A 19,216-nucleotide genomic window follows, 5' to 3' on the forward strand; every position below is an offset into this window, starting at 1 on the left:
TGTGGGTGCAAGCCCACCCAGGGTTCGAATCCCTGTCTCTCCGCCATAATCTCCAATTGGGTTCTTTGCTTTTACAGACCGACTGGCTTATTGCTCTGCGCAAAGAGAGGGGCTGGCCAAGACCCCCTCATCCAGCCCCCCTCACACCGCCCCTCACATTCAACCACAAAGTGAGAGATCAGTGCCCCTTTTGGCCCAATAGGCCTATTCAAACAAAAACGTTACTCGTTAATTTGGGGACCAAACCCGAGCGCGACCCCCACAATGTCACTTTTGCCCCGTCTGACTGCAGTGTCGGTCATTTTGGGGTCAAAGGCAGTGAAGTCCTTCACATAAGACCAAAAATTCGACCGAGCAGTAAAGTGCGAGCATCGTCGCAGGTTTCGCTCGGCACCACGTTCTCGTGCAACGCCCATACCTCAAACGCCAGGCTCAACGCGGTAATGCGATATCCTCGAAATTCAATGCAAAGCGCAAAGCGGTGGGCGCTTTGTCGCCGGAACAAGCCGCACAATCAGCGTAGCTTGGCCCAAACCCGTATTCTGCTGAGAAATCACAAGAATTCCCCTTTGAGTCGTCCTAGATTTGGATCATCCCAGCGGCACAAATTTCCAAAGGAGACTCATAATGTCGCGTACTCTTCTTATAATCATCGTCCTCGTCGGTCTTGGCGCGGGCGGGTATTTCTATCTCAACCAACCTGAACCGACGCCGGCCGAAAGACTTGAAGCCGCAGCCGAGGATGCGAGCGATGCCGTCAGCGAAGCGGCCTCGGCCGTGCAGGACGCCGCAAGCGAAGCGTTGGAATCGGCCACGGAACAAGCCAGCGAAGCGGCGTCATCTCTGACCGAACAGGCCTCTGAGGCCGCGTCATCTGTTGCGGATCAGGCTACTGAGGCCGCCAATTCAATCGCGGATCAGGCGTCCGAGGCTGCAGACCAAGCCGGTGATCAGGTTGCCTCGCTGGCAGATCAAGGTCAGGAGCTGTTCAACTCCTGGGTTGAAGAGGGCATGCTGACAGCTCAGAACTTCGACTATGACGCTATGGTCGCCTCGGTCCAGAACAGCGAGATGGCACAGGGTGTCAAAGATCAGGTGATCAAGATCCTGGATGAGATCAAAGCCTCGCCCGAGGCCGTTCTGACCAAGCTTCAGGACCTGCAGAATGCGATGAGCCAATGAGGGTCAGGCCGTCCACTGTCGGCCATCTCCACATGCCGCGACGTTAGACAGCGGCAGAATTGACGCGGCGCGGAGCTTTTGTTTGGCTTGACCCAACAAGAACCCCGCGCCGTTTTTCTTTGCCATCAGGCTAACTCCTGATCCGGAGAAACGCGCAATTCAAGGACTGACCAATGACCGACTTGCCCTCCACCATGCGCGCCGTTGTCCTGAAACATGACGGCTATTCCGGCACCATGACAGGCCCCAAAATCACAGACGCGTCTGAGTGGTTGGCAGACGCCGAATTACCCGTCCCTACCCCCGGCCCCGGACAGGTTCTGATCCGGCTGCGCACTGCCTCGGTCAATCCGTCAGATATTCACTTCATCAAGGGCGAATACGGCCAACCCCGTGTCAATGGTGCCGCTGCGGGCTTTGAAGGGTGCGGAGATGTTGTGGCAACGGGAAAAGGAGCGGAAGGCTTACAAGGCCTGCGCGTCGCCTTTGTCGCCGCCGGATCGGGGGCGTGGGCCGAATATGTCGTGACCCAAATGCAAATGTGTATCCCTCTGCGCCCCGACATCTCGGACGATGACGGGGCTGCGCAGATCGTCAATCCGCTAACAGCGATGGCCATGGTCGATATAGCCAAGAAAGACGGCGATGCGTTTGTTGTTTCAGCCGCAACCAGCCAGTTGGGTAAGCTGATGTGCAGCCTTGGGCGGGATCTGGGCTTAAAGCCCATCGCCATGGTGCGGCGCGCTGAGGCCGCTCCGATGCTGAAAGAGCTTGGGGCTGCGGAAGTTCTGGTCACAACGGACCCTGACGTTGCGCACCAATTTGCCGAACTGAGCGCCAAGCTGAAGCCCCGCGTCTTTCTCGACGCTGTTATGGACCCTCTGTCCGAGCAGATATTCTGCGCCATGCCCAATCGCGCGCGCTGGATTTGTTATGGCAAACTCGGCAGCGACGCCCCGACCCTGACCCAAACCGGGCAGCTGATATTCATGGGCAAACGGATCGAAGGGTTCTGGCTGACCAACTGGATGATGACCACCCCTCCAGCCGACCAGATGCGCGTTGTGACCGAGGTTCAGGCGCGCTTTGCCGACGGGCGCTGGAAAACGGACGTATCCGAGCGTCTGGCGCTGGGCGATCTGATCGCCAACCTGGCGGACGCTTTGAAAACGAGTGACGGGAAGGTGATGATCACGCCCTAACCCTATGAAAAAAGGGCCCGCACTTGCGAACCCTTTTGAATTTCGTTGTTCGCAGCGATTAACGCTTCGAGAACTGGAACGAACGACGCGCTTTGCGCTTACCGTATTTCTTACGTTCCACAACGCGGCTGTCGCGGGTCAGGAAGCCAGCGGCTTTCAGAGCACCACGCAGCGAGGGATCGTACAGCTGCAGCGCTTTCGAGATGCCGTGCTTGACCGCACCGGCCTGACCGGTCAGGCCACCGCCTTTGACGGTTGCAACAACGTCGAACTCACCTTCAACACCAGCAACCTGGAACGGCTGGCGCAGGATCAGCTGCAGAACCGGACGAGCGAAGTACTTGTCCTGGTCTTTGCCGTTCACGGTGACCTTGCCGGAACCCGGCTTGATCCAAACGCGGGCAACAGCGTCTTTACGCTTGCCGGTGGCGTAGGAACGGCCCAGCTCGTCACGTACGGGTTCACGCACGATGACTTCTTCGGCCACGGTTTCAACGCCTGCGACGGCGCTCAGCTCTTCGAGAGTATTGATCTGATCAGCCATCGGTCATTAGCTCCGGGTGTTTTTCTTGTTCATGGACTTAACGTCCAGAACTTCGGGGGCCTGGGCTTCATGCGGGTGCTCGGCACCGGCGTAAACGCGCAGGTTGGTCATTTGCTGACGCGCCAGACGGTTGCCCGGCAGCATGCGCTTGACGGCCTGAACGACAACGCGCTCAGGATGTGCACCTTCCAGGATCTGCTGTTTGGTGCGCGACTTGATGCCGCCCGGGTGGCCAGTGTGCCAGTAGAAGTTCTCTTCGCGCTTCTTGCCGGTCATCTGGATTTTGTCAGCGTTGATCACAATGACGTTGTCGCCCATGTCCATGTTCGGGGTGAACGACGCTTTGTGCTTGCCACGCAGACGCATGGCGACGATCGAAGCAAGACGGCCCAGAACAACGCCCTCGGCGTCGATCAGGATCCATTTCTTGTCGATGTCTGCAGGTGTTGCAGAAAAGGTTTTCATGGCAGGATAGTCCTGTTTGATGTGAAAGACCGCCCCAAGACAGAGCGGTCCGAATTCGATGGAGGGGGTTTAGACCTGCTTAGAATGCACGTCAACACACGTAATCAAGTTTTTATTGTTCTTTTTTAATGACTTATAAAATAGGTATTATTTTACCCCACTCTAAACGCTGATTTGTTCAGGCGGATTATCCAGTAAAGCCCGCAGGCGGAGCATCGCATCCTCGAACCTCTGCAGGGATACATGCCCGTTCATCGCAATGCGCACCGCATTCGGGGCGCGCCCGTCCCGCAGCGCGAACTCATCCGCAGATCGCAGTTGAATCCCTTCTCGCTCAGCGGCACGGCTGAACGCAGCAGCCCGCCAACCCGACGGCAAATGCAGCCAAACAAACGGCACATCAGGCGCCCAGTTTAGATCGAACCCGCCCAGAGCATTCACTGTCACCCGCACATACTCTCCCATCCGCGAGCGCACATCCCGCGCGATTTGGCGCGTGCGAGGGTCAGAGAGCAGCAGTCTGGTCAGTTCAGCCAGCGGCTGTGCCAGACCAAAGTATCCGTATTCGGCTGATCGGCGCAGATCCACGCTCCGGTCTCTGGGCGCAATAGCGAAGCCGACGCGCAAGGACGGTGTCAGCACTTTCGAGATCGAAGACACGTGCCATCCCCGCTCAGGGGCCAACGCGCGGAAACTGGGTTCTTTTGCGTCTCCCATCCGGTAGCAGTCGTCCTCGACAATTTGCACATCGAATTTCCGTGCAATTTCCACGATTTCTTTACGCCGCTCCAAAGGGGTATGCAGTCCGGTCGGGTTCTGAACCTCGGGCGAGACACAGACTGCCTGCGCTGGCGTCTGGCGCAAGACATGCTCCATCGCTGCCGGGTCGATGCCCCATTTGTCCATTCGGATGCCAACCACATCGGCCCGCATCAACTCTGCCGCACGACGGAACCCGGCATAGGAAAGATCTTCGACCATAACGATCGGTTTGGGACCCTGCAGGATGGTCTGGAATACAAGGCAGAGGCCGTTCTGACCTCCGTGTGTCAGTACAATGTCGTCGTCGCTCAACTTGCCAAGCGGCAAGTCCGACAACCATTCAACAACCGCCTGACGCATAGGTCTATACGCATCGCGTGTCGGATAATTCATGAACAAAGCCGGATCCGACTGCGCGACTTTCTGTAGACACTCGCGGATAAGAGACACCTGCCCCATATCCGCGAGCCTCGGGCTGAACAGGCTGACGTGATTGGCATTCTGAGCCTCAGCCAGATGAAGCTGCCTGGACCAGACATCGTCCAGAATCGGGGATTTGGGAGGAGCTACAAATGTACCACGTCCGACCTCAGCTTGTAGTAAGCCCTCTTCGGTCAGAATCGTATAGGCCCGCGCGACGGTTCCCGGAGTGATCTGGAGCCGATACGCAAGTTCGCGCACAGGGGGCAGTTTGGCCCCGATATTTAACGTCTTACTTTCAATCGCTTTTCGTATTGTATCAGCCACTAACGTATACTTGGGCCCTTTGGATTTTGGCAGCGTCTCCGGCCAAATTGTATCCATTACAATTCTTCCTTTGCACTTGACACAATTGCGAATGTATCAAACACATGTACCGAACATTGCTACTTTGTGTCAATACAATTTGAAAGGAATACTGAGATGACACGCACAATGCACACTCCCGCCCTTACACTGCTGAACGCCAGCCCCCGGCTGCCGCTGATCGCTGTGCTGGCCGTGCAGTTTGCGGCGGCGGTCACTCAATGGGAACGCCGTCGTCGCAGTCGCGTCAATCTGGGAAAGCTGGATGACAGGTTGCTCAAGGACGTAGGCCTGACCCGTCTGCAAGCCGACCGCGAAATCAAGCGCTATTTCTGGCAGCTTTAACCCATCCCCAGTCCCAAATTCATTTGGGACCTCTTCCCTGGCCGGGGTTCGCCCCGGCCCTTTTTATCCGAATTTTGCAGCCGAAGACCCGGCGGGCGGGATGGAATAGGTCATACTGGCCCGCGCCACGGGCTGATCTGATCCGACCGAGTAAATCAATACATCGCCAACGGCCAGAGTGCGCCCCAGTTTCAGAAGGCGACATTCAGCGATCAGATCTTTGCCACCTTCAGGTTTGCGCAAAAAGTCCAGAGAGCTGTTGGTCGTCACCGCCAAGGACTGACGCCCCTTGCGCGCCAACACCATGGCATAGACACAAACATCCGCCAGACCGAACATGGACGGTCCTGAAACCGTACCGCCGGGGCGCAAATGACGGTCTTCGACCACGAGGCGCATGGTAATTGTCTCCTCGGTCAGGTTCTCAACCACGAAATCGCGATGAACCTGTGGGAATACCTCCTTAAGGTACTGCGACAGCTCGTCTTTGCTTAACGCCAATCCCATGCTTCCCCTCCTTCACTTCTCACCCTAGAGTTGGCCCAACAGCCAGCGGGAGGGCAAGATGGCAATTTTAGAACGTAACGACACAGGTGCCATCGCGCGGTTGCACATGAACGCACCTGAAAGGCTGAACGCGCTGAGCGACGAGATGCTGGCCGCGTTGCAGGCCGAGTTCGATGCGTTGCGCGTCGACCGTTCGATCCGGGCCGTTGTCCTGTCCGGCGAAGGCAAGGCCTTCTGCGCCGGGCATGATCTAAAACAGATGACAGCCGGACGTCAGTCTGAGGATGGCGGCAAGGCCTACTTTCAGGACCTCTTTAACCGGTGCGCGCGGATGATGATGTCGATTCAGTCCCTGCCCCAACCCGTTATTGCGCAGGTCCACGGCATTGCGACAGCTGCGGGTTGTCAATTGGTCGCCACCTGCGATCTGGCTGTCGCAGCCGAAGGTACGCGTTTTGGGGTGAACGGAGTGAATATCGGCCTGTTCTGCTCGACCCCCATGGTCGCGCTCAGCCGCAATATTCCCAGAAAGCAGGCATTTGAGATGCTGACCACCGGAGGTTTCCTCTCAGCCGAACGCGCGCAGGAACTGGGGTTGATCAATCGGGTTGTCCCTGAATCTCAACTCAACGACCAAACCCTCGCCTTGGCCGAACAGATCGCAGACAAGCTGGGCATCGCCGTCAAAATCGGAAAAGAGGCGTTTTATCAACAGCTTCAGATGCCGCTGGATCAAGCCTATGCCTATACCGGAGAGGTAATGGTGCAGAATATGCTGCATCGCGACACCGAAGAAGGCATTTCTGCGTTTATCGAAAAACGCCCCCCGAATTGGTCTCAATAAGACAATTATTCCGAACATTTTTCATCAATGTCATCATTTTTGCACTTTTCAAAAGGGCAACACTGTGGCAATGCTGGGACGAGGCTAAGGCCTCAGCTACACTTTTGGGTCGCCGTGGGCGGAAGGTCCCTCCAAGCTGGTTTCTCTCACTGGCGTTGACATTCCCGCAGCGGCGACCCCAAGACCTCCCCTAAAATCTGAATCATTTGACGGTTGCTCAGTTGCGCCTGCTTGGGCTCTGCCCTATGTGGCAGCGCATGACACAAGCATTGCATATCGTGGGCGGCGGCATGGCCGGGTCCGAGGCCGCATGGCAAGCGGCGGAAATGGGCGTGGATGTTGTGATCCACGAAATGCGCCCCACCGTTGGCACCTTTGCGCACCAGACCGGCAATCTGGCCGAGATGGTTTGTTCCAACTCGTTCCGCTCAGACGATGATGAACAAAACGCCGTGGGTCTGCTGCATTGGGAAATGCGCGCTGCGAACGGCTTGATCATGACGACTGCAGATGCCCACCGCTTGCCCGCAGGCGGGGCGCTGGCCGTCGACCGCGATCCGTTTGCCGAGACGGTCACGGCTAAACTGCGCGCGCACCCGCGGATCACGGTGACGGATGAAGAGGTTACCTCTCTGCCTGACGACGGGCAGTGGATCTTTGCCACCGGCCCTCTGACCTCAGCCAAGTTAGGTGAGGCCATCCAAGCCGAAACCGGATCGGACGCGCTGGCCTTCTTTGATGCCATCGCGCCGATTGTCTATGCCGAGAGCATCGACATGAGCAAAGCCTGGATGCAGTCGCGCTATGACAAAGGCGAGACCGAGGAAGAGCGCACCGCCTATCTGAACTGCCCCATGGACCGCGACCAGTACGAGGCTTTCATTGATGCCCTTCTGGCCGCTGATAAAACCGAGTTCCACGAAGGCGAAACCGCCGGCTACTTCGATGGCTGCCTGCCGATTGAGGTGATGTCTGAACGGGGCCGTGAAACTCTGCGCCACGGGCCAATGAAACCCGTCGGTCTGACCAACCCCCATCAGCCAGACGTGAAACCTCATGCCGTTGTGCAGCTGCGTCGCGACAACGCTCTTGGCACGCTGTTCAACATCGTGGGCTTCCAAACCAAGATGAAATACGGCGCCCAGACCGAGGTATTCCGCATGATCCCCGGCCTAGAGAACGCCAGTTTCGCACGCCTTGGCGGGATACACCGCAACACGTTCATCAACTCTCCGACGCTTCTGGACGCGCAGATGCGTTTGAAATCAAAGCAAAATATCCGCTTCGCCGGTCAGATCACCGGTGTCGAAGGCTATGTCGAAAGCGCGGCTATGGGGCTTTTGGCAGGTCGACTGGCGGCAGCTGAAATTCTCGGCCGCGCCCTGCCCGAGCTACCGCAAGACAGCGCCATGGGTGCCCTGATCCACCACATTACCGGCGGCGCGGAGGCCAAGACGTTTCAGCCCATGAACGTCAATTTCGGCCTGTTCCGCCCTGTGGATGGCCTGAAAGGTGGCCGCCGGGGACGCAAAGACCGCTACAAAGCCTACACCGACCGCGCCAAGGCTGAATGGACGGAGTGGCTCGCGCAAAGCTGACTGGACGATAGCGGACCCAGCGGCTTAACATGCGGCTATGAGTGACAAGTTTTTCAAGGACACATACGGATCGAAATCTCCGCAGGACACCCAAGCGCATTACCAGAAATGGGCCGCAACCTATGAGGATTCTGTGGCGGAACAGGGATATGCCACCCCGGGTCGGGTTGCTAAAGCGCTGTGGTCCAAGAGGCCTGAGGCACAAACGCCCATTCTCGACTATGGCTGTGGAACGGGGTTGTCCGGTGTTGCGCTGCGCTCAGTCGGGTTTGAAGTGATCGACGGAATGGACCCCACGCCCAATATGCTTGAGGAGGCCAAAGCGAAGAACGTCTATCGATCGCTGATCGGCTTTGATATATCGGATCCCGAACCCATTGAACACGGCGCTTACTCAACCATTTCAGCCATCGGAGTGATCGGTGCCGGAGCAGCACCGCCTGAAACTCTGGACCTCCTCATGCACGCGTTGCCCAAGGATGGTCTGCTGGCATTTTCTTATAACGATCATTCACTTGCGGACTACTCTTATACTTCACGCCTGAACGACTGGTTGGACATGGGTGCCGCGCGCCTGCTGTTTAAGGAATACGGGCCTCATCTGCCCGGAATGAACATGAAATCTGACGTGTAAATACTTGAAAAGACGTGACTTTTACGACTCGCTTTGCGCCTTCCCCTACAGGTCCTCTGCATCTTGGTCACGCCTATTCGGCGATGCTGGCCAGTGACATGGCTGCCTGCGAAGGCGGCACATTCCTGCTGCGGATCGAGGATATCGACCAGTCCCGCGCGCGACCGAAGTGGGTGGATCAGATCTATGCAGATCTCGAATGGCTGGGCCTCAGATGGCCGACACCCGTTATGAGGCAATCCGAGCGCATGCAGATCTATGAACAGGCCCTCGATACCCTATGGTCGAAAGGTCTTTTGTATCCTTGTACCTGCAATCGCAAGGATATCGCCGCAGCGGCCAGCGCCCCGCAGGAAGGGGCACCTCTGCACGGGCCGGATGGGATCATCTATCCCGGCACCTGTCGGCATAAAGCCAGCCGAAACAGCAAGGAACGACCTAAAGACACGCCCCTGAGGCTTGATATGGCCATGGCGGCGCAATCCGCTCTGTCACATGGAAGCAGCAGTTTTCTCGAATTGGCCACTGGCCCAAACGGAGAAACCGGACGGATTTCCTTCGACAAAACCGAACTGGAAACAACGATCGGTGATGTTGTCCTGTCCCGCCGAGGTATGGGCACCTCCTACCACCTGTCCGTGGTCCTCGACGATGCGGCACAGGGGATCACCCGCGTCATTCGCGGTCAGGATCTGTTCGAGGCAACGCGTATTCACGTCTTATTGCAGGCTCTGCTGGGCTTACCCACGCCCGAATACCTGCACCACCGCTTGATCCGCGACCCGAACGGCAAACGCCTCGCCAAACGAGACGACGCCCGCGCCATCGCAAAATACAGGGCCGAAGGCGCAAGCCCTCAGGACATCCGCGCCATGGTCAACCTCTGACCCCGCATTGTCTTTTCAAAAATACTCAGACCGAAGGTGGCGACATCTGCGCCACTCACTCCATCGGCTTCATCAACTCGACTTCTTCACCGTCGCGCACGGCCGTGTAGAAGCACGACCGGCGGTTGGTATGACACGCCGCGCCGGTCTGACGGATCACGACCAAGATGCAATCACGGTCGCAATCAAAGCGGAAATCGACCAGTTCCTGAATATGCCCGGACGTCTCGCCCTTAATCCAGAACGCCTGGCGCGAGCGCGACCAGTAGGTTACGCGCCGCGTCTCCAGCGTGCGCTCAACCGCTTGCTGGTTCATCCAGGCCATCATCAACACCTCACCCGAGGCGTGATCCTGCGCAATTGCGGGGATCAACCCGGCTTCATTATATTTCAGATCCGATGGATCGAACGTGACTGTGTCAGACATGACAAAAACCTTTTGCATCCCGAGGGCTGACCACTATGTATGGGGAACACGGAACGAGGGAAAGCCATGAGCGGCGAGAACGACCTGATTAAGCTGTACTCCGGGCGCATTCTGGCGCTGGCGGCTGATATCCCGCATCTTGATCGGCTGGATCAGCCTGATGCGACGGTCAAGAAACGCTCGCCGCTTTGCGGATCAACCGTAACCGTTGACGTGACGATGAAAGACGGTCGCGTTGTTGAATTTGCGCAGGACGTCAAAGCCTGCGCCCTCGGTCAAGCGGCCGCTTCGGTGGTGGGTGACGCCGTGGTTGGGGCCACGCGGGCGCAAGTTGAAACCGCCCGCGATCAGCTGAAGACCATGCTAAAAAAGGATGGCCCCGCCCCGGATGCCCCGTTTGACGGGCTTGAGGTTCTGATCCCCGCCCGTGAATACAAAAACCGCCATGCCTCAATCATGCTGGCGCTTGAGGCAACAGCTGAAGCGATGGAACAAGCCGAACAGTCGAACTGCGCCTAAGCTTGGCGTTCTAAACCAAACCTGTTTAATTTCACCCAAACTTCGGTGGAGGAATGGGCTTGAACAACCTGCTCGAACACTTCGTGACGTTGTGGGTTGTCATTGACCCGATCGGCACAATTCCTGTTTTCATCGCCGTCACTGCGGGCCTCGAAGCCGCTGCACGGCGCAAAACGGCGATGCTCGCGTCGTTGATCAGTGCCGGCGTGCTGCTGTTCTTCCTCGTCTTCGGACAATTGCTCATCGAGGCGCTGGATATCGGGTTGAACTCGTTCCAGGTTGCCGGAGGGATCATCCTGTTCCTGTTCGCGCTGACAATGATCTTTGGCGAAAGTAAACAGGAGATCGAACAACGCGCCGCCGAAGACGACAAGGAAGATAAGGTCCATAAGCACAACCCAGCGATCTTCCCTCTGGCTGTACCATCCCTGGCGTCACCCGGTGCGATGCTAGCGATCGTGATCCTGACCGACAACCACCGCTACAGCGCCGCCGACCAGGGGATTACTGCGTTGGTCATGCTGTCGGTCGTGCTTATCGCCTTTATTCTGATGCTGTTGGCTGAACCGATCATACGCCTGATCGGCCATTCCGGCGCGGCAATCATCAGCCGGGTGATGGGGATGATCCTGGCCTCGGTCGCGGTGAATTCCGTTCTGTCGGCCATGTTGGAAATCATCAAAACCGGTCAGCTATAAAAAAACCGCCGCTCCTTCCGGGCGGGAAGGGCGGCGGCAGGCAATGCGTTTCTCGTGTGGGGTCCGGGACACCGCGCGGGGCCGAGGCATGGCCCCTCAAGGGGTTTGGGACAGGCAGGTCACCCTTGATTTCACTGGGGATGACAGGCGCGGGCTATTCGGCACGAGATCGCAGGCAAAAAAGGGTTAGAAACCAACCGGAAGGTGAAGAGCCACCATCAGCATAACGACCAGAGACGCAACACCCGCAGCATCCTGCAGGATGGTCGAGTGCGAGCGCGTGATTACGGTCTTGATCTGGGTCAGCATGGGTCACCTCCGGGTCAGGGATTTAATCCTTTGTTGACCTTTTGTTCTCATATTTCCCCGAGTCGGTAAAGAACTTTTTGAGAACATTTGCGAACTTTATGGATACTTTGGTACTAACCTACTGAAATCAAACGGATCGCCTGATCCTGTTTCATCAGCCAAAGCAGAACACGCGCGGCCTTTCCCCGGTCCGAGGTCAGTTTGGGATCGGTATTCAGCAAGGCCCGCGCATCGGTCTGGGCCACGGCCATCAATCCTGCCTGCCGTTCCAGATCCGCAATACGAAACTTCGGCAGGCCCGACTGGGCGGTTCCAATCAGATCTCCCGCACCGCGCATCTGTAGATCGGTCTCAGAAATGCGAAAGCCATCCTCGGTCTCACGCAGGACCTCCAACCGTTTGCGGCCGCCCTCACTGAGAGGTGCCTGATACATCAGAAGACAGGTCGAATCCGCATCCCCTCGGCCAACGCGTCCGCGCAACTGGTGCAGTTGAGCCAGACCAAAAATCTCAGCCCGTTCGATCACCATGATCGAGGCATTGGGGACGTTTACGCCGACCTCGATCACAGTCGTCGCCACCAGAACCTTGGTTTCACCTGTCTGGAAAGCGGTCATGGCGGCATCTTTTTCGGCAGGCGGCATCTGCCCGTGGACCAAACCAACGGTGCCCTCGCCCAAGATAGCGCGCAGCCGTTTGAACCGCTCTTCCGCCGCTGTCAGGTCGGAGACCTCGGATTCGTCGACCAGCGGACAGACCCAGTAACACTGCCGCCCTTCCTCAATGGCGCGGCGCAGATGGGCGACGACTTCTTCCATCCGTCCCGTGCTTACAATCGCGGTCTTGATCGGTTTTCGCCCCGGCGGTTTTTCGTCCAGAACCGAGACATCCATATCGCCATATTGCGCCAAAGCGAGACTGCGCGGAATCGGCGTGGCCGTCATGACCAGAACATCGGCACCCTGCCCTTTTTCCGAAAGCTCCATCCGTTGGCGTACGCCAAAGCGATGCTGTTCGTCGACAATCGCCAGACGCAAGGCCTTGAATGCCACATCACCCTGGAACACTGCATGGGTGCCCACGAGAATCTGAATATCGCCAGCCTCCAAAGCAGCCAGCTTGGCCCGCCGCTCTGCCCCCTTGTCGCGTCCGGTCAGGATTTCCAACACAACGCCAGCCTCTTCCGCCAAAGGGCGTAACCCCTCGAGATGCTGGCGCGCCAGAATCTCGGTCGGAGCCATCATGGCCCCCTGCCCTCCGGCCTCGACCGCGACTAGCAGAGCCATAAACGCCACCAGAGTTTTTCCTGCGCCCACGTCACCCTGAAGCAGCCGGTTCATGCGCGATTCCGAGGCCATATCGCCCGCGATTTCATCTATCGCCCGTGTCTGCGCACCAGTTGGCCGGTACGGCAGGCTCGCCAGAACCTTTGATTGCAACGCGCCCGTGCCAACGCTGACAATCCCGCGTGCTTTGCGTTCCCGTTGCCGCGCCAGAGCCAGCGTCAACTGATGCGCCAGCAGCTCATCATAGGCCAAACGCTCGCGCGCCGGGGCGAATGAGGCCACGTCATCCGCGCCTTGAGGGTTGTGTGCGGCCTGAATTGCCGCGTGCCATGAGGGCCAGTTCTGACTGCTGATCTGCGCCGGATCAGCCCATTCGGCCAGGTCTGGTGCACGCGTCAAAGCGCTACGGACGGCCTTAAACATGGTCTTTTGCGTGATCCCCTGCGTCAAATGATAGACTGGTTCAAACTCCGGTATTTCCGAGGCTTGTTCTACCGGCAGCATATGATCGGGATGCACCATCTGCGCCATGCCGTCGAACAGCTCCAACTTGCCCGAGATCACACGGCGCGATCCCTCCGGCAGGACTTTCTTCAGGTAGTCGCCACGCGCGTGAAAGAACACCAGTTGGAAATCGGCCTGACTGTCCTCGACATGGACCCGATACGCGCCGCCCCTGTTCCGAGATGGGCGATGCGGGCCGACCGTCACCTCAACCGTCAACGTCGACGGCAGATCAACCCCTTGGATCGTGTCGCGCCTGCGTTGATCAATCACGGCATAGGGCAAGCCGAAAAGAACGTCGCGCGGGCTTTCCATCCCGGCCTGCGCCATCGCCTGAGCAGTCTTCGGGCCGACCCCCTCTAAGGTTTCAACCCCTGCAAACAGGGGAAACAAGGATTCTGGCCGTCCGCTCATGCGCCGTCGATCAGCTGCAACCAGCCATCCTCATCCAGGGTTTCGATCCCCAGCTCTGCCGCCTTTTTGGCCTTCGAACCAGCGCCCGGCCCCGCAACCAAAATATCGGTTTTCTTACTAACCGACCCTGAGACTTTGGCCCCCAACGCCTCGGCCCGCGCCTTGGCTTCGGCACGTGTCATCTTTTCCAGCGTGCCGGTGAAAACCACGGTCTTGCCCGCCACCGGGCTTTCTGCGGCGGGCGCATCAGGCGGCACGACAGTCAAATGCGCCTTGAGCGCATCAAAGGCCTGTCGCTCCTCAACATTGGCGAAGGCGTCGGACAGGGCCAGACCAACCGTCGCGCCGATGCCGTCAACCGCAATCAGATCCGACCACGCGGCCGAGGCCTCCTCGGGGACGGACAATTCCGCGATGGCGGCGGTGCGGCTTTCCTTGATCCGTGCCCGGCGTCCTTGAGAGGCTGCGGCCACCCGTTCAGCCTCTTCCGCTTGATCCGCGGCGCGATACGCAAGCGCCGCCGACCGCGCGGCATCGACCGCTTGGGACATTGCCTCCCAGTCGCGGTAATGCAGCGCAAGATCACGCGCGACGACCTCACCTACATGGCGGATGCCAAGGCCAAACAGCAATCGCGCAAAGGGAATAGTCCGTTTTTCATCTATGGCCGCAAACAGATTACTGGCCGAGGTGTCCCCCCATCCTTCGCGATTTTTCAAACGGGACAGAGCACTTGAGTCCCGCTCTTGCAGATTGAAGATATCGGCAGGCGTTTTGATCGGCAGGACGGGATCTTCATAGAACATCTCGATCTGTTTTGCGCCCAAGCCTTCGATATCGAAGGCTTTACGAGACACGAAATGCTTTAACTTCTCAACGGCTTGCGCCGGGCAGATCATACCGCCCGTACAGCGCCGCACCGCGTCACCTTCTTCGCGCACCGCCGCACTTCCACACTTCCCACACGTGCGCGGGAACTCATAAGGAACCGCATCTTCAGGCCGTTTCGACAGGTCGACATCGGCGATTTTAGGGATCACATCCCCGGCGCGGTAGACCTGCACCCAATCCCCCTCGCGGATGTCCTTGCCATCCCGGATGGTGCCCCCCTTGGCATCGCGCCCGGCGATATAGTCTTCGTTGTGCAGCGTTGCATTCGAAACCACAACTCCGCCAACTGTGACCGGATGCAAACGCGCAACAGGGCTGAGCGCGCCGGTGCGGCCGACCTGAATGTCAATCGCTTCAAGCCGGGTCCAGGCCAGTTCAGCGGGAAATTTATGCGCGATGGCCCATCTGGGTGTCGTCGATCGAAACCCGAGACGGGCTTGCAGGCCAAGGTCATCCACTTTGTAGACCACACCATCGATATCATAACCCAGCGTCGCGCGCTGTTCTTCGATCGACCGGTAGTGCGCCAACATGTCCTGAGTTGTCTTGCACAAACGTGTCAGCGGATTGGTCGAGAACCCAAAGCTTTTCAGACGCTCAATCGCCCCATCTTGCGTCTCCGCCAGAGGGGCCGACAGCTCTCCCCACGCGTAGGCAAAGAACTTCAGCGGTCGCGCGCGCGTGATTTCGGCATCCAACTGTCGCAACGAACCGGCTGCAGCATTTCTGGGGTTGGCAAAGGGTTTGCCGCCAGCCTCAGCCTGACGTTGGTTGAGCGCTCCGAAATCCGCGTGAGACATGTAGACCTCACCGCGCACCTCCAGAATATCGGGGGCGCCTGCGATAGTATGTGGGATATCCGAGATCGTTCGGGCATTCGCCGTCACATTCTCTCCCACTTCTCCATCGCCCCGCGTGGCGGCTTGGACCAGTTTTCCCTGCTCATACCGCAGGGACAATGAAAGCCCATCGATCTTGGGCTCAGCCGTATAGGCCAAAGGCGCGTCCGCAGAAAGGCCGAGATATTTGCGAATCGAGCGGTCGAAATCTGCAACATCCTCATCATCAAAGGCATTGCCCAATGACATCATGCGCTGTGCATGCGTGACTTTGGAAAAGCCGTCCGCCGGTCGCGCGCCAACTTGATCACTTGGACTGTCAGAGCGTTTTAGATGCGGAAATTTCTCCTCTATTTCGATATTTCGCCGTTTCAGCGCATCGTATTCGGCATCCGAAATCTCGGGCGCGTCTTCCCCGTGATACAGCCTGTTGGCCCGCGACAGCAGGTCTGCAAGACGCGCGAGTTCGGCGCGTGCCTCAGCCTCTGTCAGGTCTGCTATCGAGATAGAAATGCTCATGGCCTCGCCCTGTCACTTTATTCTGGACCTCAGTGATAGGGCGAGGTCATGGCTAGGTCCAGATGTGCTGAGCCGTGAGTGGAAATGCCACCCTCTGGACCATAGGGGGCAAATGTCTTCGAACGTCAGGCGTTGACCGCCATCCGCGTCTCGTCGAGGGAGTTGCTTTGCGGGTCACGCAAAACGTAGCCGCGCCCCCATACGGTTTCGATGTAGTTGTCACCGCCCGTTGCGTTGCTGAGCTTCTTGCGCAGCTTGCAGATAAACACGTCGATGATCTTCAACTCGGGTTCATCCATGCCACCGTAGAGATGGTTGAGGAACATCTCTTTCGTAAGGGTTGTGCCCTTTCGCAAGCTCAACAGTTCGAGCATCTGATATTCCTTGCCGGTCAGATGCACCGTCTGACCATCAACCTCGACGGTTTTTGCATCCAGATTGACCGCAACACGACCGGTGTGAATCACCGATTGCGAATGGCCTTTTGAGCGGCGAATGATGGCGTGGATACGGGCCACCAGTTCTTCGCGATGGAACGGTTTGGTCAGATAATCGTCTGCTCCAAACCCAAAGCCCTTAATTTTGCTTTCGGTGTCATCGGCACCGGACAGGATCAAAATTGGCGTTTCCACCCGAGCAATGCGCAATTGGCGCAGAACCTCATGCCCATTCATATCCGGCAGGTTCAGGTCCAAAAGAATGAGATCGTAATCATAGAGCTTCGCCAGGTCGATCCCCTCTTCCCCAAGGTCCGTCGCATACACATTCAGGTTGGCATGAGTCAGCATCAATTCAATGCTTTTGGACGTGGTAGGATCATCCTCGACAAGAAGTATTCTCATTTCACTGCTCCAATTCGGGTCAAAACTTCCAACTAAAAATAAACCTGACCAAGAATGGTTAATCTTGCGTTACCGTTGAATCATTTATTCACTTTCGCCTTTAGGTTGTCGATATTTTTTTAGCGCGGTAACTTTCAGTGCATCAACGCCATGCTCTGCCACGGCAGAGACCCAGATGTTGAATTCCTCATCGCTGATGCCGTAGCGTTTCTTGGCCTCGGACAAGGTGATCAGGCCATAAAGTACCCCGCGCACGACAAGGATCTTGCGCGACGCCACCCAGCGCCGCGTGTCCGGCGGAGGCAGGTCGGCCTGCGACAAAATCGTGCCATCCGGCAGGGTTACAGACCGCGGACCTTCAACTTTGTGCAAATACATCTCTCAACCCTTTTCTGCTGCGACAAAGTTGACACCAGCCTACTTAATGCTGCGTGAAACCGCCCCTTGAGAGTGTGTAGAATTTTCCTATATTCTGCCGGTCTTTCTTAACCCGGACTGGAATCGCCATGGCCCTCGCCGCCGAGACCCAACTCAATTCGCTTGGCTTTGCCAAACCGCCCTCGGAAACGCGGGTGGTGGTTGCTATGTCGGGCGGCGTCGACAGCTCCGTCGTGGCCGCGTATCTGGCGGATCAGGGCTATGATGTCGTGGGCGTGACGTTGCAGCTTTACGACCACGGTGCTGCGCTGGCCAAAAAAGGCGCGTGCTGTGCCGGAATCGACATCCATGACGCGCGCCGTGTGGCCGAAGAGCGTGGGTTCCCGCACTACGTTCTGGATTATGAGAACGTCTTCAAGGACGCGGTGATTGACGAATTCGCCGATAGCTATCTGGCGGGCGCGACCCCGGTGCCCTGCATTCGCTGCAATGAGCGGGTGAAGTTCAAAGACCTGCTTGAAACGGCGAAAGACCTGGAAGCTGATTGCATGGCGACCGGCCACTATATCCAGCGGAAGATGGGACCCAATGGGCCGGAGCTGCACAGTGCCGAGGATGCGAACCGAGATCAGTCCTACTTCCTATTCTCGACCACGCCCGAGCAGCTGGATTTCCTGCGCTTCCCTCTGGGCCACCTGCCCTCGAAGGATGCGACCCGCGAAATGGCGGCGCAATACGGATTGGCCGTAGCGGACAAGCCCGACAGTCAGGACATCTGTTTCGTGCCCAATGGCAACTATGCCAGCGTCATCGAAAAGCTGCGCCCCGGTGCTGCCGAATCCGGTGAGATTGTCCATGCCGACGGCCGCGTTCTGGCGCAGCATAACGGCGTGATCCACTACACGATCGGACAGCGCCGCGGGTTGGGTATCGGAGGCCTGAGCGAGCCGCTTTACGTGGTGAAACTGGATGTCGACAAGAAGCAGGTCGTTGTCGGCCCGAAAGAGATGCTGGCCACGCGAACCGTTCCCGTGCGCGAGATCAACTGGCTGGGCGATGAACCCTTCACGTCACGCGACGAATGGCATGTGTCGGTCAAAGTGCGATCAACCCGTCCCCCGCGCGAGGCGATCATTCGACCATTGTCTGACACCACAGCCGAGGTCGAATTGCTGACACCCGAAGAAGGCATCTCTCCCGGTCAGGCCTGCGTGTTCTACGACCCAAACAGCAGCCGCATTTTTGGTGGCGGCTGGATTTGGCGCGGCTACTAGGCCGAGACCGGCGTAACCTCGGGTTCGATCTGAATTTGAAGGGCGTCGTTGAACCGGTTGAAGGCCCCGCACAGGGCAATGCGCCATGTCAGTTCAACGATCTGCGCGTCAGTGAACCACTCTTTCAGGTCTGCGACCTCCGCGTCGCGCATCCGGCCTGAGCGGGTGGTCACCGCTTCGGCATAACGGACCACCGCCTTGTCACAGGCGTCCAGCTCGGGGTGATCTTCGACCTCCGGCAGCCGTGCGACACCTTCTGCGCTGAGACCTGCCACGGTCAGCAAGGGCGCGTGATGCGACACGCAATAGTCACAGGCATTCAGCTTGGATACCGTAACCATCGCCAGCTCCAACGCGCGGCGCGGAAGGGTCGCCTGCGCGCGCAAGGTGGTGAGCATCCCGCTGACATGTTCCAGAACCGGCGGGCAATGCGCCGCCACCCGCGCCCAATTGTCGAACGGCCCATATGCGCCCAATTCCGCATGCGCGGCTCGCGCGGCCGGTGTCATGTCATCGTCGGTCAAGGCGGGAATACGGGTCATCGAGGCTCTCCTTCTGCC

At 57.9% G+C, this 19,216-nt stretch carries 22 protein-coding genes; 10 read left to right on the top strand and 12 right to left on the bottom strand.

Translation table 11 applies throughout. The features are described 5' to 3' along the window. Positions 1–627: 627 nt before the first annotated feature. The gene (locus ACRZ95_RS01150) at positions 628–1,182 is read left to right on the top strand and encodes a hypothetical protein (RefSeq protein WP_170548657.1); all 555 of its coding nucleotides are present in this window, start codon (positions 628–630) and stop codon (positions 1,180–1,182) included. A gap of 3 nt (positions 1,183–1,185) precedes the next feature. On the opposite strand, the gene ACRZ95_RS01155 is transcribed toward ACRZ95_RS01150, so the two are convergent. Further along, the gene (locus tag ACRZ95_RS01155; protein ID WP_480554393.1) at positions 1,186–1,308 is read right to left on the bottom strand and encodes a hypothetical protein; all 123 of its coding nucleotides are present in this window, start codon (positions 1,306–1,308) and stop codon (positions 1,186–1,188) included. A 47-nt stretch (positions 1,309–1,355) separates the two neighbouring features. Between ACRZ95_RS01155 and ACRZ95_RS01160 the strand changes: the two genes are divergently transcribed. Further along, entirely contained in the window at positions 1,356–2,384 is a 1,029-nt protein-coding gene (locus ACRZ95_RS01160) for an alcohol dehydrogenase catalytic domain-containing protein (protein WP_170676079.1), read from the top strand. Positions 2,385–2,442: 58 nt separating this feature from the next. Here ACRZ95_RS01160 and rpsI read toward each other — a convergent pair whose 3' ends face one another. The 3 genes from rpsI to ACRZ95_RS01175 form a co-directional block, all read right to left on the bottom strand. Then, complete coding sequence (rpsI, locus tag ACRZ95_RS01165; protein WP_039535473.1) at positions 2,443–2,928, bottom strand: 30S ribosomal protein S9; 486 nt, start codon at positions 2,926–2,928, stop codon at positions 2,443–2,445. A 6-nt stretch (positions 2,929–2,934) separates the two neighbouring features. Then, complete coding sequence (rplM, locus tag ACRZ95_RS01170; protein WP_170373746.1) at positions 2,935–3,393, bottom strand: 50S ribosomal protein L13; 459 nt, start codon at positions 3,391–3,393, stop codon at positions 2,935–2,937. A 162-nt stretch (positions 3,394–3,555) separates the two neighbouring features. Further along, positions 3,556–4,959, bottom strand: a complete 1,404-nt coding sequence (locus ACRZ95_RS01175) for an aminotransferase-like domain-containing protein (protein WP_170676080.1) — start codon at positions 4,957–4,959, stop codon at positions 3,556–3,558. 99 nt (positions 4,960–5,058) lie between these two features. Here ACRZ95_RS01175 and ACRZ95_RS01180 point away from each other — a divergent pair, with 99 nt between their 5' ends. Further along, complete coding sequence (locus ACRZ95_RS01180) at positions 5,059–5,286, top strand: DUF1127 domain-containing protein (protein WP_170373748.1); 228 nt, start codon at positions 5,059–5,061, stop codon at positions 5,284–5,286. A 63-nt stretch (positions 5,287–5,349) separates the two neighbouring features. Here ACRZ95_RS01180 and ACRZ95_RS01185 read toward each other — a convergent pair whose 3' ends face one another. Beyond that, on the bottom strand, positions 5,350–5,793 hold the full coding sequence (locus ACRZ95_RS01185) for a PaaI family thioesterase (RefSeq protein ID WP_170373749.1): 444 nt from the start codon (positions 5,791–5,793) through the stop codon (positions 5,350–5,352). A gap of 58 nt (positions 5,794–5,851) precedes the next feature. On the opposite strand from ACRZ95_RS01185, the gene ACRZ95_RS01190 reads away from it, so the two are divergent. From ACRZ95_RS01190 to gluQRS, 4 genes are all read left to right on the top strand, one after another. Beyond that, a complete protein-coding gene (locus tag ACRZ95_RS01190; RefSeq protein WP_170676081.1) occupies positions 5,852–6,637 on the top strand; it encodes an enoyl-CoA hydratase in 786 nt (261 codons plus the stop codon). A gap of 257 nt (positions 6,638–6,894) precedes the next feature. After that, the gene (gene trmFO, locus ACRZ95_RS01195; RefSeq protein WP_170676082.1) at positions 6,895–8,235 is read left to right on the top strand and encodes a methylenetetrahydrofolate--tRNA-(uracil(54)-C(5))-methyltransferase (FADH(2)-oxidizing) TrmFO; all 1,341 of its coding nucleotides are present in this window, start codon (positions 6,895–6,897) and stop codon (positions 8,233–8,235) included. A gap of 37 nt (positions 8,236–8,272) precedes the next feature. After that, a complete protein-coding gene (locus ACRZ95_RS01200) occupies positions 8,273–8,869 on the top strand; it encodes a class I SAM-dependent DNA methyltransferase (protein ID WP_480554396.1) in 597 nt (198 codons plus the stop codon). 14 nt (positions 8,870–8,883) lie between these two features. After that, a complete protein-coding gene (gluQRS, locus tag ACRZ95_RS01205; RefSeq protein WP_170676084.1) occupies positions 8,884–9,756 on the top strand; it encodes a tRNA glutamyl-Q(34) synthetase GluQRS in 873 nt (290 codons plus the stop codon). A 55-nt stretch (positions 9,757–9,811) separates the two neighbouring features. Here the strand turns inward: gluQRS and hisI are convergent, their stop codons facing one another. Then, positions 9,812–10,201 carry a phosphoribosyl-AMP cyclohydrolase gene (gene hisI, locus ACRZ95_RS01210; RefSeq protein ID WP_170548634.1) on the bottom strand — a complete coding sequence of 130 codons (390 nt, stop codon included), beginning with the start codon at positions 10,199–10,201 and terminating at the stop codon, positions 9,812–9,814. 48 nt (positions 10,202–10,249) lie between these two features. On the opposite strand from hisI, the gene ACRZ95_RS01215 reads away from it, so the two are divergent. Together ACRZ95_RS01215 and ACRZ95_RS01220 are read left to right on the top strand one after the other, a co-directional pair. Beyond that, positions 10,250–10,702: an iron-sulfur cluster assembly scaffold protein gene (locus ACRZ95_RS01215; RefSeq protein WP_170638675.1), complete on the top strand. Its 453-nt coding sequence runs from the start codon at positions 10,250–10,252 to the stop codon at positions 10,700–10,702. Between the two features lie 59 nt (positions 10,703–10,761). Further along, a complete protein-coding gene (locus tag ACRZ95_RS01220; RefSeq protein WP_170373756.1) occupies positions 10,762–11,400 on the top strand; it encodes a MarC family protein in 639 nt (212 codons plus the stop codon). Positions 11,401–11,586: 186 nt separating this feature from the next. Here the strand turns inward: ACRZ95_RS01220 and ACRZ95_RS01225 are convergent, their stop codons facing one another. The 5 genes from ACRZ95_RS01225 to sciP form a co-directional block, all read right to left on the bottom strand. Then, on the bottom strand, positions 11,587–11,709 hold the full coding sequence (locus tag ACRZ95_RS01225; RefSeq protein ID WP_256439826.1) for a hypothetical protein: 123 nt from the start codon (positions 11,707–11,709) through the stop codon (positions 11,587–11,589). A 113-nt stretch (positions 11,710–11,822) separates the two neighbouring features. Then, positions 11,823–13,913, bottom strand: coding sequence for an ATP-dependent DNA helicase RecG (gene recG, locus ACRZ95_RS01230; RefSeq protein WP_170676085.1), 2,091 nt, complete (start codon positions 13,911–13,913; stop codon positions 11,823–11,825). Next, complete coding sequence (gene ligA / locus ACRZ95_RS01235; protein ID WP_170676086.1) at positions 13,910–16,162, bottom strand: NAD-dependent DNA ligase LigA; 2,253 nt, start codon at positions 16,160–16,162, stop codon at positions 13,910–13,912. Before ligA ends, recG begins: the two co-directional genes overlap by 4 nt. Positions 16,163–16,287: 125 nt before the next feature. Next, entirely contained in the window at positions 16,288–17,004 is a 717-nt protein-coding gene (gene ctrA, locus ACRZ95_RS01240) for a response regulator transcription factor CtrA (RefSeq protein WP_170466869.1), read from the bottom strand. Positions 17,005–17,088: 84 nt separating this feature from the next. Next, entirely contained in the window at positions 17,089–17,382 is a 294-nt protein-coding gene (gene sciP / locus ACRZ95_RS01245) for a CtrA inhibitor SciP (protein ID WP_170466867.1), read from the bottom strand. 128 nt (positions 17,383–17,510) lie between these two features. Here sciP and mnmA point away from each other — a divergent pair, with 128 nt between their 5' ends. Beyond that, a complete protein-coding gene (mnmA, locus tag ACRZ95_RS01250) occupies positions 17,511–18,656 on the top strand; it encodes a tRNA 2-thiouridine(34) synthase MnmA (protein WP_170676087.1) in 1,146 nt (381 codons plus the stop codon). Here the strand turns inward: mnmA and ACRZ95_RS01255 are convergent. Continuing rightward, entirely contained in the window at positions 18,653–19,198 is a 546-nt protein-coding gene (locus ACRZ95_RS01255; protein ID WP_170676088.1) for a carboxymuconolactone decarboxylase family protein, read from the bottom strand. The two genes, mnmA and ACRZ95_RS01255, sit on opposite strands and share 4 nt — an antisense overlap. Between the last annotated feature and the right edge of the window lie 18 nt (positions 19,199–19,216).

The organism is Ruegeria sp. AI3, from assembly GCF_056541245.1.

Bases quoted from the DNA above. Each gene is read 5' to 3' on its own strand.
- ACRZ95_RS01200 (WP_480554396.1), top strand. From the start codon at position 8,273: ATGAGTGACAAGTTTTTCAAGGACACATACGGATCGAAATCTCCGCAG.
- ACRZ95_RS01150 (WP_170548657.1), top strand. From the start codon at position 628: ATGTCGCGTACTCTTCTTATAATCATCGTCCTCGTCGGTCTTGGCGCG.
- sciP (WP_170466867.1), bottom strand. From the start codon at position 17,382: ATGTATTTGCACAAAGTTGAAGGTCCGCGGTCTGTAACCCTGCCGGAT.
- ACRZ95_RS01155 (WP_480554393.1), bottom strand. From the start codon at position 1,308: ATGGCAAAGAAAAACGGCGCGGGGTTCTTGTTGGGTCAAGCCAAACAA.
- mnmA (WP_170676087.1), top strand. From the start codon at position 17,511: ATGGCCCTCGCCGCCGAGACCCAACTCAATTCGCTTGGCTTTGCCAAA.
- ligA (WP_170676086.1), bottom strand. From the start codon at position 16,162: ATGAGCATTTCTATCTCGATAGCAGACCTGACAGAGGCTGAGGCACGC.
- rplM (WP_170373746.1), bottom strand. From the start codon at position 3,393: ATGAAAACCTTTTCTGCAACACCTGCAGACATCGACAAGAAATGGATC.
- ACRZ95_RS01160 (WP_170676079.1), top strand. From the start codon at position 1,356: ATGACCGACTTGCCCTCCACCATGCGCGCCGTTGTCCTGAAACATGAC.
- hisI (WP_170548634.1), bottom strand. From the start codon at position 10,201: ATGCAAAAGGTTTTTGTCATGTCTGACACAGTCACGTTCGATCCATCG.
- ACRZ95_RS01215 (WP_170638675.1), top strand. From the start codon at position 10,250: ATGAGCGGCGAGAACGACCTGATTAAGCTGTACTCCGGGCGCATTCTG.
- rpsI (WP_039535473.1), bottom strand. From the start codon at position 2,928: ATGGCTGATCAGATCAATACTCTCGAAGAGCTGAGCGCCGTCGCAGGC.
- ACRZ95_RS01185 (WP_170373749.1), bottom strand. From the start codon at position 5,793: ATGGGATTGGCGTTAAGCAAAGACGAGCTGTCGCAGTACCTTAAGGAG.
- ACRZ95_RS01190 (WP_170676081.1), top strand. From the start codon at position 5,852: ATGGCAATTTTAGAACGTAACGACACAGGTGCCATCGCGCGGTTGCAC.
- ACRZ95_RS01225 (WP_256439826.1), bottom strand. From the start codon at position 11,709: ATGCTGACCCAGATCAAGACCGTAATCACGCGCTCGCACTCGACCATC.
- ACRZ95_RS01180 (WP_170373748.1), top strand. From the start codon at position 5,059: ATGACACGCACAATGCACACTCCCGCCCTTACACTGCTGAACGCCAGC.
- ACRZ95_RS01255 (WP_170676088.1), bottom strand. From the start codon at position 19,198: ATGACCCGTATTCCCGCCTTGACCGACGATGACATGACACCGGCCGCG.
- trmFO (WP_170676082.1), top strand. From the start codon at position 6,895: ATGACACAAGCATTGCATATCGTGGGCGGCGGCATGGCCGGGTCCGAG.
- recG (WP_170676085.1), bottom strand. From the start codon at position 13,913: ATGAGCGGACGGCCAGAATCCTTGTTTCCCCTGTTTGCAGGGGTTGAA.
- ctrA (WP_170466869.1), bottom strand. From the start codon at position 17,004: ATGAGAATACTTCTTGTCGAGGATGATCCTACCACGTCCAAAAGCATT.
- ACRZ95_RS01175 (WP_170676080.1), bottom strand. From the start codon at position 4,959: ATGGATACAATTTGGCCGGAGACGCTGCCAAAATCCAAAGGGCCCAAG.